The sequence below is a fragment of the Evansella halocellulosilytica genome (assembly GCF_002335745.1).
Taxonomy (GTDB): Bacteria; Bacillota; Bacilli; order Bacillales; family Salisediminibacteriaceae; genus Bacillus_CA; species Bacillus_CA halocellulosilytica.
On record NZ_NIST01000001.1, the window covers coordinates 2,754,729 to 2,771,340 of the forward strand.

19 protein-coding genes are annotated in these 16,612 nt (G+C 37.3%); 15 read left to right on the forward strand and 4 right to left on the reverse strand.

Features of this window, described 5'->3' with window-relative positions:
- Nucleotides 1-410: 410 nt before the first annotated feature.
- Nucleotides 411-1,250: a TerC family protein gene (locus CD001_RS13070; protein WP_096188136.1), complete on the reverse strand. Its 840-nt coding sequence runs from the start codon at nucleotides 1,248-1,250 to the stop codon at nucleotides 411-413.
- A gap of 166 nt (nucleotides 1,251-1,416) precedes the next feature.
- On the opposite strand from CD001_RS13070, the gene CD001_RS13075 reads away from it, so the two are divergent.
- The 14 genes from CD001_RS13075 (at nucleotide 1,417) to CD001_RS13145 (ending at nucleotide 12,802) form a co-directional block, all read left to right on the forward strand.
- Complete coding sequence (locus CD001_RS13075) at nucleotides 1,417-1,869, forward strand: GNAT family N-acetyltransferase (RefSeq protein ID WP_096188137.1); 453 nt, start codon at nucleotides 1,417-1,419, stop codon at nucleotides 1,867-1,869.
- A 53-nt stretch (nucleotides 1,870-1,922) separates the two neighbouring features.
- On the forward strand, nucleotides 1,923-2,783 hold the full coding sequence (locus tag CD001_RS13080) for a GNAT family N-acetyltransferase (protein ID WP_096188138.1): 861 nt from the start codon (nucleotides 1,923-1,925) through the stop codon (nucleotides 2,781-2,783).
- Nucleotides 2,784-2,805: 22 nt separating this feature from the next.
- Nucleotides 2,806-3,417: a histidine phosphatase family protein gene (locus tag CD001_RS13085; RefSeq protein ID WP_096188139.1), complete on the forward strand. Its 612-nt coding sequence runs from the start codon at nucleotides 2,806-2,808 to the stop codon at nucleotides 3,415-3,417.
- 195 nt (nucleotides 3,418-3,612) lie between these two features.
- Complete coding sequence (locus tag CD001_RS13090) at nucleotides 3,613-4,077, forward strand: NUDIX domain-containing protein (RefSeq protein WP_096188140.1); 465 nt, start codon at nucleotides 3,613-3,615, stop codon at nucleotides 4,075-4,077.
- Nucleotides 4,077-4,760, forward strand: coding sequence for an alpha/beta family hydrolase (locus CD001_RS13095; protein ID WP_096188141.1), 684 nt, complete (start codon nucleotides 4,077-4,079; stop codon nucleotides 4,758-4,760). Before CD001_RS13090 ends, CD001_RS13095 begins: the two co-directional genes overlap by 1 nt.
- 17 nt (nucleotides 4,761-4,777) lie before the next feature.
- A complete protein-coding gene (locus CD001_RS13100) occupies nucleotides 4,778-5,905 on the forward strand; it encodes a GNAT family N-acetyltransferase (RefSeq protein ID WP_179298735.1) in 1,128 nt (375 codons plus the stop codon).
- Nucleotides 5,906-6,089: 184 nt separating this feature from the next.
- A complete protein-coding gene (locus CD001_RS13105; protein WP_096188143.1) occupies nucleotides 6,090-6,797 on the forward strand; it encodes an ABC transporter ATP-binding protein in 708 nt (235 codons plus the stop codon).
- Nucleotides 6,798-6,799: 2 nt separating this feature from the next.
- Entirely contained in the window at nucleotides 6,800-8,062 is a 1,263-nt protein-coding gene (locus tag CD001_RS13110; RefSeq protein WP_096188144.1) for an ABC transporter permease, read from the forward strand.
- A 12-nt stretch (nucleotides 8,063-8,074) separates the two neighbouring features.
- A complete protein-coding gene (fosB, locus tag CD001_RS13115) occupies nucleotides 8,075-8,497 on the forward strand; it encodes a metallothiol transferase FosB (protein WP_096188145.1) in 423 nt (140 codons plus the stop codon).
- A gap of 27 nt (nucleotides 8,498-8,524) precedes the next feature.
- Complete coding sequence (locus tag CD001_RS13120; RefSeq protein ID WP_096188146.1) at nucleotides 8,525-9,262, forward strand: 3'-5' exonuclease family protein; 738 nt, start codon at nucleotides 8,525-8,527, stop codon at nucleotides 9,260-9,262.
- Nucleotides 9,263-9,410: 148 nt separating this feature from the next.
- Complete coding sequence (locus CD001_RS13125; protein ID WP_096188147.1) at nucleotides 9,411-9,797, forward strand: MerR family transcriptional regulator; 387 nt, start codon at nucleotides 9,411-9,413, stop codon at nucleotides 9,795-9,797.
- Entirely contained in the window at nucleotides 9,794-11,461 is a 1,668-nt protein-coding gene (locus CD001_RS13130; protein ID WP_096188148.1) for an acyl-CoA dehydrogenase family protein, read from the forward strand. Before CD001_RS13125 ends, CD001_RS13130 begins: the two co-directional genes overlap by 4 nt.
- 135 nt (nucleotides 11,462-11,596) lie before the next feature.
- On the forward strand, nucleotides 11,597-11,779 hold the full coding sequence (locus tag CD001_RS13135) for a hypothetical protein (protein ID WP_096188149.1): 183 nt from the start codon (nucleotides 11,597-11,599) through the stop codon (nucleotides 11,777-11,779).
- Nucleotides 11,780-12,259: 480 nt separating this feature from the next.
- The gene (locus CD001_RS13145; RefSeq protein ID WP_096188151.1) at nucleotides 12,260-12,802 is read left to right on the forward strand and encodes a GNAT family N-acetyltransferase; all 543 of its coding nucleotides are present in this window, start codon (nucleotides 12,260-12,262) and stop codon (nucleotides 12,800-12,802) included.
- 96 nt (nucleotides 12,803-12,898) lie between these two features.
- On the opposite strand, the gene CD001_RS13150 is transcribed toward CD001_RS13145, so the two are convergent.
- The 3 genes from CD001_RS13150 to CD001_RS13160 form a co-directional block, all read right to left on the reverse strand.
- The gene (locus CD001_RS13150) at nucleotides 12,899-13,150 is read right to left on the reverse strand and encodes a transcriptional regulator SplA domain-containing protein (RefSeq protein WP_096188152.1); all 252 of its coding nucleotides are present in this window, start codon (nucleotides 13,148-13,150) and stop codon (nucleotides 12,899-12,901) included.
- A gap of 133 nt (nucleotides 13,151-13,283) precedes the next feature.
- Complete coding sequence (locus CD001_RS13155) at nucleotides 13,284-13,634, reverse strand: phasin family protein (protein WP_096188153.1); 351 nt, start codon at nucleotides 13,632-13,634, stop codon at nucleotides 13,284-13,286.
- Between the two features lie 12 nt (nucleotides 13,635-13,646).
- Nucleotides 13,647-15,299, reverse strand: coding sequence for an ABC1 kinase family protein (locus CD001_RS13160; RefSeq protein WP_096188154.1), 1,653 nt, complete (start codon nucleotides 15,297-15,299; stop codon nucleotides 13,647-13,649).
- A gap of 202 nt (nucleotides 15,300-15,501) precedes the next feature.
- Here CD001_RS13160 and CD001_RS13165 point away from each other — a divergent pair, with 202 nt between their 5' ends.
- Nucleotides 15,502-16,599: a carbohydrate kinase gene (locus CD001_RS13165; protein WP_096188155.1), complete on the forward strand. Its 1,098-nt coding sequence runs from the start codon at nucleotides 15,502-15,504 to the stop codon at nucleotides 16,597-16,599.
- Nucleotides 16,600-16,612 lie beyond the last annotated feature (13 nt).

The following is a 16,612-nucleotide window of genomic DNA, read 5'->3' on the forward strand; positions in this document are numbered from 1 at the left end:
CTTCCTTTGCGAGGATTGCTCTGTAGTCGCCTGCACAAACTAGCTAAAACGCCACGTCCTGTGGCATGTCTGGCATTAGGATGTCCTGTCTGTCGAAGCAACTTGCTAGAGTAGAACTTCGACTAAAACCCCCGCGTCCTGCGGGAACACCTAAGTCATATCCTTGTGGAAGCTTGTGAAGAAAATTTTAGCTGCTAGAGTCTACAGGTTTTTGACGGATATACTATCATAAAGATTTTTTCATCAGTTTCTTTCTCACGGGACTGTTTTTTCCTCTATTAACATCACAGATGAATGAACGATTTCATCAATCTAATTGATGAAGGCAGGCAACCGCTGTTCCCCTGTATATAGAAGAAAAAATAGGATGACTATCGTAAAGACTATGAATACTCATACGATAGCTTTCCCTATGTATTTTGAGGGTCGAAATGATCTTCAAGAATGTCGTCTTCATTTTCCAAAGATCGGTCTGTATCTTCGTTCTCAGGATTTAATGGTTTCCCTTTTGATAAAAACCAACCTAGAATTGCAATAGCAACAAGAACACTCCAGAAAGTCCATTTCCACAAGGTCGACTCCGGAAATGTGTGTGGAAGAACACCAACATCTGGATGGGATAACGTGTAAACAATTAATTTAATCCCAACCCATCCTACAATGAAAAAAGCAGCGGTTTCCAGTCCTGGTTTTCTATGAAGTAAACGTACGAAATAAGTAGCTGCAAATCGCATTATGACAACACCAATTAATCCTCCGATGAGCACGACTAGAAATTGACCACCATCTAAATCACCAATTGAAAAGAATCCTGTTGGTGTTAACGTTAAAGCAAGCGCAATAGCTGCCAAAATTGAATCGACCGCAAAGGCAATATCAGCCACCTCAACTTTCAACACAGTCATCCAAAAGCCTGATTTTGAAACTTCATTTACTGATTTGATGCGTTTCTTCTCTTTTTTTAATACGTGCTTTTTTAATAGATGATTGGCTGAGATAAATAAAAGGTATAATGCCCCGATCGCTTGTATTTGCCAAACGTTTACAAGAAAAGAGATTAAGAAAAGTGACCCGAACCGGAAAAGAAATGCACCAGCTAGTCCATAAAATAGCGCTCGTTTTCGCTGCTTTTCTGGTAAATGTTTCACCATAATCGCTAAAACGAGAGCATTGTCGGCTGCTAACACGCCTTCTAATGCAATCAATACGAGTAGAACCCAACTATATTCTAATAAAAGTGCCCCATCCATCAAATGACTCCTCCTTCATTTTTACTTTGTCCAAAAAATAAAGTTTAACTAGAGAAATTTAGACGTGAACGCTCATGATATGCCATGTATAATAGAATTATCGGAATAAATGAAATTTTCAGGGGAGATATCCCATAAGAACATATGAGTAAAGGGGTGGGGTAGCGTGTTTGAATGGAAGTGGATGTCTAATGAAGAAGCTTTGTCCATCGTCGAATGGAAGTATGAAGGTAATGATGCATATTACAACATTAGTGATGACGATGAACGTTTAGATGAATTTTTAAACCCATTCAATTGGAATCATTATGTCGTCATTTACGAAAGTGGGGAATTAATTGCTTATTGTACGTATTCCCCCCAAAATGATGTTGTTGAGATGAGCCTCGTTCTCAGACCTGACTTAATTGGCCAAGGAAGAGGAGAACCTTTGATGTCATACGTGATGAACCTTGCAAAAGAGAGGTATGAACCTAGAAAATTTATTTTTCATATTCCGCAATATAATAAACGTGCGTTAAGAGCAACTGAAAAGTTAGGCTATAAACGTACGATAACTTCAATTGTTCAAAAAAATAATAGTCAAGTTCCGTTAGTTCAAATGGAGTATGACCTATAGAGTTGCGTTTGAAGGATTAAAAATAATGAGCATGAACATGGGGGGAGAGTAGAGTGGAAATAAAAAAGGATCCATCACCTTCAAAAGTGTTACAACAAGTGGAAGCATGTTTATTAAAAAAAGAAGCAGAAAATAATTTACCACTTGGTCTTCTTAACAGGCTAACGAAAGATGAAAAGAGCAAAGTGAGATATGCTGAAGGAATGGAACCCTTTGCTGCTTATGGTAAAAATGAAGATGGGTCTACTGGTGTCGTTATGGTACAAACTCCACCGTATAATCTAATCATTTGCGGAGAGGAACGGCACGCAGAAAAAGCAGCTAATTGGCTTTTTAACGAAAAGAAAAAGATTCCTGGAGTTGTTGGCTGTAAGCCGATGGTTGATCATTTTGCAAAAGCATGGAAAGAGCTGACTGGCTGTCAACTCCAAACCTTTATGAGACAAAAAATTTATCGTTTAGATGAAGTAAAAGATGTAAATCGAAAAAATGGCCGGTTATGTTATGCGACAGAAGATGATATTGCTCTTGCCGCTTACTGGGCGGAAAAGTTTCATAGCGAAGCGCTAGAACCGATCGATAAAAAAACAGCAATGGACTTTGTGGAATCGAGAATCAAACAAAATCAAATTTTTTTCTGGCGAACAGAGCAAGGAACCCCGGTATCAATGGCTGCAAGGTCTAGAGAATCGAAACATGGTGTTGTCATTAATTTAGTGTATACGCCAAATGAATATAAAAAACAAGGATATGCAACAACTTGTGTTGCAGCATTGAGTGAGTGGCTTCTGCAAGAGGGATATAAATTTTGCAGTTTATATACGGATCTCGATAATCCGACATCAAATAATATATATATGAAGATCGGTTATGAACCTATAGCTGATTCAATTGAGTACAGGTTCAAAGAATAACAGATGACGTAGGAGTTTATAAATGCTGACAATTTATTTTACGAGACACGGTGAAACGGAATGGAACAAAGTTGGAAAAATGCAAGGGTGGGGGGACTCTCCGCTAACAAAGGAAGGTGAACGAGCGGCATATCAATTAAATGAACGATTAAAGGATACGCAGTTCGATAACGTATATACGAGTCCTAGCGGCAGAACGTTGCAAACGGCAAAGATCATCACAGGGTCTCATCATTCGTTCATTAAAGATGACCGGTTAAAAGAAATTAATCTAGGAACATGGGAAGGGAAAACGAAAGACGAAGTGATCCAGATGTATTCGGAACAATATGTTGAATCGTTTTGGAAACAGCCTCATCTATATGAGCAAGAAAAAGGCGAATCTTTCTTTGACGTTGAAAAACGAGTAAATGAATTTCTAACTGAGTTAAAACGATCGCATCATTCTGGAAATGTCCTTCTTGTCACACATACGGTTATTGTAAAAATGATTTTAAAGTATTTTCATGAAAGAAGTATGGTCGATCTTTGGACGGAGCCATATACACATCCGACTTGTTTAAATCAAGCCATTATTTATGAAGATGGTTCGAAAGAAGTTTTATTAGAAGGATGCTTAGCACACATGTCTTAATCAGACTTGAGTAATCGAGGATTTCTCGGACACGATTATGTAGATTTATCCTATTTTTATTAATAGAACATGATAAAAATAACGTTTTGATGGAAATAACACATCTCATGTCTGTTAAGAAGCAGAGCTTGTGGAAACCGAGCTTTCCTTGAAAAAGACAATGTGTTCAGCGAGGTTTCTGTGATAGGAGGTATTATGATAGGAATTCGTAATTCAGCAAAAGCAATCATCATTAACGATGGATGTGTTCTACTTACAAAAAACATTGATGATGAAGGGGCATTTTATTTGCTGCCAGGAGGCGGGCAAAACAAATATGAAACGTTACAAGTAGCCTTAAAACGAGAATGTATGGAGGAGACGGGATATGAAATTAATGTCGGACCATTGATCAGTGTTCGTGAATATATCGGGAAACATCATGAACATGTCGCACATGATAAAGAGGTTCATCAAGTTGAGCTCATGTTTCTTTGTGAGACAATAGGTCATCCAGTCGTGAAAAATGGGACAAATCCAGATGAAGGCCAAGTTTCTGTGCAATGGGTGCCGCTATCAGAATTGAACTCTTATCGTTTGTATCCGTCACAAATAAAACGGTATTTAGCTAGTCATACACAATTGGAACATATTCCATCCTATTTCGGAGATGTAAATTAATGATTGGTTACAGAAATCAAAAAATAAATTATCAGCATCTAAAAAATAATTCGAACACATTGTTTGTGTTTCTCCCTGGTGTAGGTTACAAAAATGATTACCCACTCATGTATTATATTGCAAAATATGCTCAGGCACAGTCATATGATATGTTACGTGTGGATTACAACTACAAAGAGAATGGATTTTTAAATGAAACTAGTGAAGTTCAGAATGAATGGATATGTGAAGATATGTCAGCAATTATTCATTACTTATCATCGTACGAATATAATCGAGCTGTTTGGGTGGCGAAATCACTTGGTACATTACTACTTGCTTTAAGTAAAGATTTTTTACAAAACGATTTGGCGATAAAGCACCAATCTTTTTTATGGTTAACACCACTTTTCTCAGAAGTGGAAGTGACGAATGCGATGTCATCGTTACAATTTCCTTCTTTATATGTTATCGGTACAGAAGATCCCTATTATAGTCAAGATGTCATTGAGCAATTGTTGAGTTTACATCACCTTAATGGAGTTGTCATTGATCATGCAGATCATTCATTAGAAGATTCTTCTCCAGTTAATTCTATTCAGAACTTACAGAAAGTTCTAAAAGAAACAGTCGATTTCTTAGATAAAGATGTAAAAGGGGGTCATGCTGTAAGCAGATCTCTTTTTTATAAAGCAATTTTATAGAGGTAAGGATGAGACAAATGACGCGTACATGTTATTTATTTGGTGCAAACCCTTCTTTAGAAGGTCCATCAAAGGAATTTGCAGAAAAAGCAGGTGGAAGAAATGCACACATTGCTTTACTTATTTTACGGAGGCCAGACTGGGAACAATATATGCCAATGTATACAGATCCCTGGAAGGAAGCTGGTGTTACGAACATTTCTGTCATTATGCCGCGTGAGGATGGGAAGTTAGGCGTTGATGAATCGCTGAAAGTTCTTCATGATGCTACGGGTATTTTTATTGGCGGCGGTGACACAGAGAAATATTATTCCTACTATTGTGATAGGCAAGTAAGAAACGCGATAAAAGAAAAATATGTGAAAGGAATACCAGTAGCAGGTTGTTCAGCGGGAGCGTTATTACTTCCGAATACATGTATTCTATCTCCAAATGATACTGCAACCGGAGAACGTAAAATATTAGAAGGGATCGGTTTATTAGAGGATATAGGTATTAGTGTTCATTTCACAGAATGGAATGATCGAAAGAATATCGAAGTTTCAATGAAAGAAGCGGGTCTTACGAAAGGTTATGGGATTGATGAACAAGCATGTATACGTTTCGATAATGAAAGGTATGTAAAAAGCTTCGGTGAATCTGTCCACCTTATTCAAATGGGAAGAAAGAAAATAGATCTTACTTTTAAAGAAGTCATAAATGAAGAAGAAAAAGCAACAATTTGTGAACGAATACTTCATCAATTACCTGAATGGTTCGGTATTGAAGAGGCGCTCAATAATTATATTTTAGAAGTAAAACATAGACGAATGATCGTTGTCTTTCATTGGGAGGAACCTGTCGGATTTTTAACGATTCAAGAGGAAACGAAGACAACGAATGAAATTCATCTCATTGCTGTCCACCCTGATTATCATAATCAAGGAATTGGCAAAATGCTCGTTGCCGAAATGGAGTACCTTTCCATAATAGAAGGAAAAAGTTTTCTCGCTGTAAAAACGTTGAGTGAAAAACATCCCGACCCACATTACAAAAATACGAGACTCTTTTATGAAACGGTTGGCTTTGTTGGAGTGCAGCAGTTGACGGAACTTTGGGGACCTGAAAATCCTTGTCTTGTCATGATTAAAAACATTACATCATGATCGGATGAGTTGGATTAAACGTATGAAAAGAAGTGAGAAAGCTCTTTGTTAGCACTTTTGTTAAATCAAGAGTGCTCTTCTTTATATGTATTATATTACTATTCAGCTATTTCTATCGAATTGAAACATTTTCCAGTTAAAAACGTAACTAAATTGTTCCCTATTAAACATAGAGGTGATGTATATGAATCATGTATTAGAAGTAGCAATTGATCGTGCAGGTTATCCGGGAGATAAAGGAGTAATCCAGCAAATTCATTTTTCAATTAAAGAAGGTGAGCTTGTAGGTTTAATTGGGGCCAATGGTTCAGGAAAAAGTACGACTATAAAAGCAATTCTAGATATGTTAGTCGATCTAGAAGGTCAAATTATCTTCAACAAAGATGACAGACGATATGCATATATACCAGAACAACCTTCTTTTTATGAAGAACTAACGTTATGGGAACATATAGAGTTTGCAGCAAGTGTATGTGAACTAGAGGAAGGGATATGGGAGCAACGGGCTGAAAAATTGTTAAAGGATTTTCGTATGAACGAAGTTATCCATCATATGCCGATGAGCTTTTCAAAAGGCATGCAGCAAAAACTAATGATTATTCTTGCGTTTTTAACACGGCCGTCTTTATATATAGTAGATGAGCCATTTGTAGGGCTCGACCCGAAAGCAACGAGACAATTTATTTCTACATTAGAAGCAGAGAAACAACGTGGTGCAGGAGTGTTAATGAGCACACACGTATTAGATACTGCCGAAAGAATTTGTGACAAGCTGCTACTTATAGAAAAAGGCAGAGTGATCGCATCAGGTACACTAGATGAGATAAGAGAAAAAGCAAATTTAGCAGGTGGCACACTTGTAGACTGTTTTGACCATTTAGTGGAGTGGTAAAGATGAAAGTCAATAACCAAATTGAATATAAAATATTACAAAAACGTGTCAGAGATCATTTAACCTCTTTATCGACCTTTTATAAAAGGTCGATTGATTGGATTGTTTGGATTTATCTTATCTTACCTGTAAGTGTGATTTCTATCTATTATTATATTCAGTGGTGGACAGATCCGGAGCTATTAAACATGCAAGGGGTTCACATCCTCTTATTTGGCATCTTATTTTTTGTCATGCTTTTCGGAAACATTCGATTTTTTATAGAAAGAGCTGATCAATTATTTTTTCGACAATTTGAAACAAGTTTTCAGCGGTTAAAGTTTTTCGGCCTCATATACTCTATTGTTATTCAAGGATTGTTACTTGCTCTGATCTTTATGATTTTTGCTCCGGTTATACTCGTTCAAATGAAGATGTCCCTAGCTTTGTTTGTATGGCTGTATTTGTTCATTTGGATTGGCAGTGTTATGTACCCAGCTGGCAAGCAGTTGATACAATATCATTTTGCAGGGTGGAGGCTTCACCTATTTGTTAGTATATTAAATGTATGCAGTCTGATCGTGTACAGTGTGCTATTATATGTACATACTACGTTGGAAGATGTCATTTTACTCATTCTAACGTTTATCTTATTTTTAATTCTTGCTGTACTATTAGTCTTTCCGTACGTCAATAAACGAGGGACGTTTCAAGAGGATTTAGCGAAGGAAATGATGCTAAAGTATCGTTTTACATCACTTGCGTTACAAAGTGCAGGATTAATCGGTGCACCGCAATTCCAACGATTAAAACCTCTTAAAGGCAATAAACGCCCATGGTTCTTCCGACATTCGGGTACAATATTTACGAAGCGAACACCCGAAAATGCACTGACTGAATTGTATATCAAGTATTTAATTAGGGATAAGAATAAATGGATATTGATGGTGCAAATGATGAATGCGTTTATTTTTGCGATTATTATCGTCCCAGCTCCTTTAAAATGGGTGATGTGGGGTGTAGCATTATTCCTGTTTCCACATTTAAACTATTCATTTCTCGCAAGCTTTGAGAAACGGACATTTATAAAGACGTTTGATTGGTCACAAGAGAAAATGCTTCTTTATTCAGTGAGATGTGTATGGGTAACAAATTTGCCATTTATGTTTTTAATAGGTGCGGTTGCTGGTGGGCTGCTGTTTTCTGACGTCTGGTGGATGTTTTTCGGTGGTGGAATGATGACAGTAGCGATCAGTTATGTGATACAACCATTTTTTAGAACGTAAGGAGAGATATTAATGGAACTACAAGGAATTAATCATCTTACTTATTCAGTATCTAATTTGGAGCAATCGATTACATTTTATGAACAGGTGCTGGGTGCAAAGAAATTGATGACGGGAAAACGAACCGCTTATTTTGATTTGTGTGGACATTGGCTTGCATTAAATGTACAACAAGATATTCGTCGTGAAGAAATTCTCGAGTCTTATACGCACATTGCTTTTACTGTGAAGGAAGAAGAGTTTCAACAGTGGTACGACCATTTGAAAAAACATGACGTTCACATATTAGAAGGGAGAGAACGCGCAAGGGAAGAGGGGGAATCGATCTATTTCCTTGATCCGGATGGACATAAATTTGAATTCCATACAGGATCATTAAAAGATCGGTTAACATTTTATGAAACAAACCGGTCAGATTTCACGTTCTATGAATAAAGAAGATTCATAGAAAGGTGGAGAAAGATGAGAGGGATTGTCATTGAGATTGACTGGCTTAATCTGAACAAGGGGCAGACGTCATTTTATGAAATGACAGAAATCGCTGTCAAGCAAATAGAAGTTGTTGACGGCCTTCTGATCGATGGAGGGACGTTTCACTCGTTTATTCGGCCTGTTTTTAGTCATTGGAAGAAGAAAAAGGCGATCGATCCTCATTTTTCTGAGTGGTGGCTAGCACCGACATTTCCTCACGTCATGAAACGTTTTGAAAACTGGCTAGGTAGTATTGGGAAAGTTCCTTGGATTTTTCCTGCTAATGAGGCTATTGAAGTTTGGGTAGAGAATGCAAAACGCCATGACTATATGATGAAGTGGCCTGCACAATGTATGACGATTAACAATGAATCTCACGCTCGCATTGTTCGAAATCGAACAAAGAAGCAGATTATTGCTCGATTAGACAAGCGTATAAAGGGGCTAAAAGATCATCTTTTATCGGACAAGTATGAAATAAAACAATTTCATTTAGAGCACACGATTCAAAGGAAAAGAGATCCATTAATTGTGAAAGTTTTGCACTTAATTGAAACGAATGATGTTACATTAGCGAACATTTCTGAGTGGGGAGAAATATCTGAACTTGAATTGAACATGCTGCTTAGTGGAAAAGAAGATATCAATTCTTTTCAAAAAGAAAAGCTGGAGCAAGCATTAACGTTGTGGGAGTCTATTGGGGAGTTTGAAAAGAAGTGGCTTCAATAAATAGTGAAAATAGCATGACCTTCTTGACATTAACGTTAACGTTAATGTTATTTTTATTTTATACGATCAGTGATTATAAAACTAGTGTAATGAAAAGCTATGTTTTCATTAGCTCGAATTTTCTGGAGAAATAGGACGGAGTGACATCATGAAATCAATTACAGAAGTGGCTAACGAATACAATGTAAGTACGAGAACGTTACGTTATTATGAAGAACTCGGGATTTTAAATCCAATACGTGGGAAACAGAGAGAACGACTTTTTCAAAAGAAAGACATTACGAGACTTAACCTCATTTTGCGAGGAAAAAAGTTTGGTTTTACTTTAGAAGAAATTAAAGAAATGATTACGTTGTTCGATGAAGACCGCTCAGGTGTGAGGCAGCTAGAAACGACGATCGCATATGGAAGGGAGAAAGTTAAAGAAGTGGAGCAGCGGATCGAGGAATTTCAACAGTTAAAGGAAGATATGGAGACTTATTTAGATCAGTTTGAACAACAATTAATTTTACTAAAAAGGGGAGTGGAAAAGTGAATTTTTATGAATCTGATCATCAGCTGAAGCGGGTCTTGAAAAGTAAACTAGACGAAGAGTTTTTTAATTGGGCTGATAAAGAACTTGTAGAGTTTGGGCATGAATGTGCGACGACAATTGATGAGAGGGCTATGCATACAGACCGGGAAGGACAGCCAAGGTTAATCAAATATGACAAATACGGTGATGATCAATCTTACGTATGGCTGAATGAAGGTTACAGGAAAACGAGGGATTATGCGTATGAAAATGGGGTAGTAGGCTATATTCATAAAGAAATTCCACAGTTAGGTCGAAAAGGAAATTATCTTTATTCTTTCGCTCAGGGGTACTTATTATCACAGTCTGAACCTGGGTTTTATTGCCCGGTTACGTTATCAATGGCGACTGCTTACTTATTAGATACTTATGCAGACGACAGATTGAAGGAGAAGTATTTACCGCACGTCCTTTCAACAGGAGAGGTAGAGTTATATGAGGGGGCAACGTTTCTTACAGAGCGTCAAGGCGGTTCAGACGTAGGAGCTAATGAAACGAAAGCGATCTTTAAAGGTGGAACGTACAAACTTTATGGTGAAAAATATTTCGCAAGTAATGCTGGTGCCTGCGGAGTAGCAACGGTTTTAGCAAGAACTGAAGAAGCACCTGAAGGAACGAAAGGGTTATCGTTGTTTCTCGTGCCATGGAAAAAGGAAGATGGTTCTTTAAATGGATTATCTCTGCGAAGACTTAAGGATAAGCTGGGGGTAAGAGCTGTTCCGTCGGCCGAAGTAATGTTTGATGGTGCTGAGGCGTACTTAATTGGTGAAAAAGAGCAGGGCTTTTATTATATGATGGAAGCCTTGAACTTATCGCGTATATGTAACGCCGTCGCATCTGTCGGGATTATGAGACGAGCTTATAATGAATCATGGCAGTATGTACACAAAAGAGATGCTTTTGGGAAAAAGCTTATTGACTATCCGATGATTCAAGATACACTCGTTAAAATGTTAGTGAAGCAAGAGGTTGAAACGAATAGTGTATTTGAGTTAGGGCATTTATTTGATAAGTGGGCTAAAGGTTTATCGTCAAATCTTGATGAAGGATTGCTTCGACTTCATATCGCATTATTAAAAGCTGAAACTGCTGAAAAAGCGATTCACTTTTCTCAAGAAGCGATTGAAATACATGGTGGGAATGGGTATATTGAAGATTTTGTTACGCCTAGACTTTTGAGAGATGCGCAAGTCTTAACGGTTTGGGAAGGGACCGCCAATATATTAGGGCTTGAAGTAATGAGGCTTTTTAACAAATACAATATCGATGAAGTCTTTGTGAATGATCTTATATACAAGTTAAATCAAATTTCTGAGGAAGCTTCAGAGGAAAAGAAAGAATTATTTGATATTATAGGTATACTTGAAAAAGAGTTGAGAACATTCAAATCACTAAATTCGCCGACACAAACAAGAGCAGTGAAACAGTTAGCTAAAAAAATGGTATGCTGTATGGAAGCCGTTGCAGCACTTCAGCAGTTTTCAGAAACGAAAAGTCCAAGAGAGAAAGCTATATTTCGCGTTTATATGCAAAGTGAATTGATCCCTCTGTTCCATTTACGTTCAACCGGTTGGACACTTGAAGAAGGTCAAATCATTTTAGGTAAATCTTTTGCACAATTATAATCACGAAAAATGAATAATAGAATATATAATACTTGGGTTGATAAATAACTCAAGTATTTTTTTGTCCAAAGTAATCATATATACAAGTAACATCAAAATTTTGTAAAGAGTTGAAGTTGGGAGAGGGCGAGGAACGTGAAACATGTGATTGTAGGATCATTTATTATCGTCGTTGTTGTCATGCTTTCTGTAGGGTTTTACTTAGTACCTATTGAAGAGGCAGAGACGTTAGAGGTAACACAAAATGAAGCGGATTATGATATAGGCAAGACGAGTAAAGAGGAAACTCATACTTATGATCGTTCATCGATAGCTTAAATAGTCAAAAATGAATCAGCCAAGTTGCGGCTGTTTTCTTTTTTAAAAAGAAAGTATAAAATTTTAATTTCTCGACTGCTGTCTAGACTTCAGGCACGAGCGTTTCCTACACGAGCTTCCACACGGATGTGGTGACTTCGGTGTTCCCGCAGGACGCGGGGATTTTAGCCGAAGGTCTTATCTTGCGAGTTGTCTCGACGGACAGGACGTCCTAATGCCGGGCATGCCACAGGACGTCCTAATGCCGGGCATGCCACAGGACGTGGAGTATTGCCCGGTTGACGGATCGAGCTTCAAAGTGATACTAGAAGAGGAAGAGGCATCACTTTTCGCCGATAGGCGGGCACCTTACGCTTTTCTTAGTTCTTCTTCTTTTCGGTCAAAAGCAAATCATTAAAATAATAACTCTTGTTTTTTTTAGATCATATAGTAATATGTTAAAATATACAAAATTTTCATTCAGAAAGAAGTGATGCACTTATGTTTTTTCATACGATTAATGAAGAGTTAAAATTAGAAATACTACAAGAAAAACATGCAGAGGAGTTATTCCAGTTAACAGATTCATCGCGTGAATATTTAGGGGAATGGCTGCCTTGGGTTGCTTTTACAACAACTCCGGAAGATACGAAAAGCTTTATTCGCACAACGTTAAAAAGTTTTGGTGAACAAAAAAGTTTAGCATGTGCGATCATTTATAAAGGGGAAGTTTCTGGGATTGTATCATACCACACGATCGATCGCATGAATGAAAAAACGAGTATTGGCTATTGGTTAGGTGAAAAGTTCCAAGGGAAAGGCATTATGACGAAAGCTGTAGAAGTACTCGTTCGGTATGCATTTGAGGAATTGCAATTAAATCGTGTTGAAATTAATGCAGGACTGGAAAATAAAAAAAGCCAAGAGGTCGCAAGAAGGTTAAATTTTAGAGAAGAAGGCATATTAAAGCAAGCCGAAAAAATAGGAGAACGCTTTATCGATCATGTTGCTTTTGCGCTTGTTAAAGAGGATTGGACCTCCTAGTAAAGGTGTATCACTAACTTCACAGTGCCAGGCACCTGGAAATGATATTCCAAGTGTCTGGCGTTTTATGTGATCCTCATTTTTATTGATACTGCTTTAATATAATGTTTCGTCTTCACTTAGGTCAAAGTATTGCCGATACATGTCTTCTGCTTCCTGATAGCTTGGAAACATTGCATATTCATCTGTTAAAGAATAATGCTCTTCAAATAAAAATAAAGATAACTCCCCATCACGTTCTGGATGACTAACAATTGATGCCTCTTGAATTTGAGCAGCCGTTTGTGAATATGGGTTTTGGAAAATAACATAAACGGTGTCACCGTTATTCAGTTCTTGAATATCCATCGCTCTTTCCTCCTAACTCAGTCAGCTTTCTGTAGTAATGTTTCGTTGTGTAAGCAAGTTTATACTGGTTCAACAGATGGATATTAATTGAAAAAGAGCTCCGCAAAATGCGGAGCGTAAAGTAAATAGAAAGTTATAAATCATTTTTGTTGTTCTTATTTTCATCCAGATGCTCTGAGTGTTGTACAACCTGTTTAAACTGCTCTTCTAATTTATTGACTCTTTCTAGCAATTTCAAATAGTCTTCTTTCGTAACGAACCCATAATCATCTAACATCGAGCGAACTCGTTCTTTTGAACGACGACTCAATTGTTCCTCTGTTTCTTCTCCTTTTTTAACTAAGGAATCATACAATTCGTCAGCTTCTTGAGGGGTAACGCGGCCTTTCGTAACGAGTTCTTGTAAATATTTCTCTACTTTTTCTTTACTTGTAACAGCGGCACCTAACCCTAACAAAAACCCTTTCTTTAATAAGTCGTTCATATTTATTCCTCCTTAAAAAGGTACGTCTTTTCGCCGGTATTTATTTACCCAGCGTTTATGTTTATATGACATTGTTAACGCGGTGGTGAATGAAGTGAGGGCAATCATTCCTGAAATGAGCATTAATAGCTTATTTAATAAGATCAATGAAATAAAAAAGAACGTAAGTGCAAGAAAGAACATCATATAGAACATCTTTATTGTGATGAGCGACCGTTGATGATCGAAACGTTGCCACTCACGGCGTTCCTCGAACCTTCGTTGTTGTTTTGGAGCTTCCAACCACTGATTGACGTTTCGTGGAACAGATAATAAAGGCTTTATACTATCTTTTAAAACTTGAATTTCGATGTTGTCTTCATGTTCTTCTGTCTTTTCTAACCAACTTTTGACGACAGGTTTACTTAATTCAATAAAATCAATGTTCGGATCAATAATCGTTAAGACACCAAGGCCAATGGAAGCAGCTCTACCTAAAAAAGCGAACTCAGCAGGCAATTGAATAGGCTGCTCTTGAACAAGCTCTTTTAAATCCGAAAAAATTCGTTCAACAAGCTGCTGATCAAGTTTTTCGACCCCATCTTGTAAATATGCTTCAGCTGAATATTTGATCACATTTTGCAATTTATGTTTATCAGCATGAGGTAGTAAAAACCTGAGTTTCTCTAGCTGTTTAACAACTAATTGATAATCTTCGAGGACAAATCCTTGGATCATTTTTCTTAACTTCGTACTATCTTCACGGTTTAATTCACCAACCATGCCAAAATCGATCGCGATTAATGTTCCATCCTCCGTTACTAACAAGTTTCCAGGGTGAGGATCAGCATGATACTTCCCGTGTTCAAGCAATTGGTCAACAAAAAAATGAAAAACACGATTTGCAAGCTCGGAACGGTCAATCTGATTTTTTCTTAGAAAGGAAATGTTCGTCACTTTTTCGGCGTCAATCCATTCCATGACGAGTACTCGTTTCGTAGAATACTCTTCATAAAACTGAGGGATGTAAAACTTTTCTCTATCATGAAAACGATTTTGGAAATATTGGCCATTTTTCAGTTCTTTATAATAGTTTAGTTCATTTCCGATCGTCGTAACCATCTCTTTATATAATGCCCTCGTATCTGCTTGTTTTCCGAAAGAAGTAAATTTTCGCGTGATCCATAAGACGATACGTAACGCCTTAAAATCTGTATGGATAATGTTATCAATTTGGTGACGCTGTATTTTGATAGCGACCTCCTGCCCATTGTGAAGCGTGCCTTTGTATACTTCCCCAATCGAAGCAGAAGCTATTGGCTTGTCACCTATATCATGTAAATAATCTTCGAGGTCTCGCCCCCATTCCCTCTTCAATATTTCTTTTGATATTTCTGGAGAGACGGGAGGAACTTGGTCAATTAAATCAGCTAGCTCACTTAAAAATGCTTCAGGTAATAGATCCGCACGTGTACTCAAAAATTGACCAACTTTTATCATTAATCCTTCTAGGAGGATGGCTTTTTCACGGTACTCAGCAGCTTGTTTTCTTAGAAGGTGTTCCCACCGCTTATAGGTAGCTGCATCCCAATGATTGTTCCGTTTATTAAAAATGTAAAGTTGGAAAATAAATTTTATAAACATATGAACAATAACAGTAATGCGATAAAAGGAATAGTTTTTCAAACAACCACCTCCGATACTGATGGATTTACAATATTATACGAAGTGACAGCCAACTTTCATTACCTATTCCCGAATCTTTCAAAATTTATGTTAGTAATTTAATGAATAGGACAAACATTTGACTAAAGGACAAACATTTGTTTATAATAGAATGAAGGTAAAACGGTTTGTTTTTCAAACAAATTAAAAGGAGACGATTCACTTGAATGAAAAAGAAAAGCAAATCATTGATTTAATAAAGGAAAATCCTTATATTACACAACAGGATATTGCCGAACAATTATCTTTATCCAGATCTGGTGTGGCTGGGTATATATCATCTTTAACGAAAAACGGATACATCGTCGGCAGAGCTTATGTTTTAAAGGAAGAACGCAAATTATTATGTATAGGTGGTGCGAACCTTGATCGAAAAGCTACTGCAAAGACGTCACTAAAACTAAACGATTCAAATCCAGTACATGTTCGTGATTCTTTAGGTGGAGTTGCAAGAAATATCGCTGAAAATTTGGCACGGCTTGAACTGCCAGTCTCGTTATTAACGGTAGTAGGAAATGACACAGAAGGAGAAAAGGTCGTAAAGGAATCAGGGAGAAGGGTTGACCTGACTCCGACAGTTCGCTTACCTGGTCAAAGGACGGGAACTTATACAGCTGTTTTAGACAATTGTGGGGAAATGTTAGTCGCATTAGCTGATATGGACATATATGATCAAATTGAGGAACTACATTTAAAAGAGAAGTTAGCGCAAATACGTTCGGCTGACTTCATCGTGATGGATTTAAATTTCCCGAAACACATCACTTCTTTCATTTTTAAAGAGTGTAAAAAGCACGCCATTCCTTTAGGGATCGTTCCCGTTTCTGCGAATAAAATCGATCGTATGCCTGACCATGTACATGGGTTATCATACTTTGTCTGTAATGAAGTTGAGATCATCGATTACGTCAAACGAGTGACGAATAAACAAACCCTATCCGTTCAAGAAGCGATGGAGATTGCAGTAAATGAATGTGGAATTAAGCATGTAATCGTCACAAATGGAGCAGACGATGTTAAGTATCAAATGTTTAATGGTGAGTCCGGCACAGCAACCCCTTATAAAGCAAATGTTAAGGATGTAACAGGAGCTGGAGATGCTTTTTCGGCAGGATTGTTTTACGGATTATTTCAAGAGAAAGTCATAAATGAAGCGTTACAGTTTGGTTTAGCAGCAGCGAAAATGACGTTAGAAACGGACAGTACTGTGAATGAACAGTTAACAGCAAAGAGTTTAGTAAATACATTTCAACAGAGTTGATTATAGGAGGATG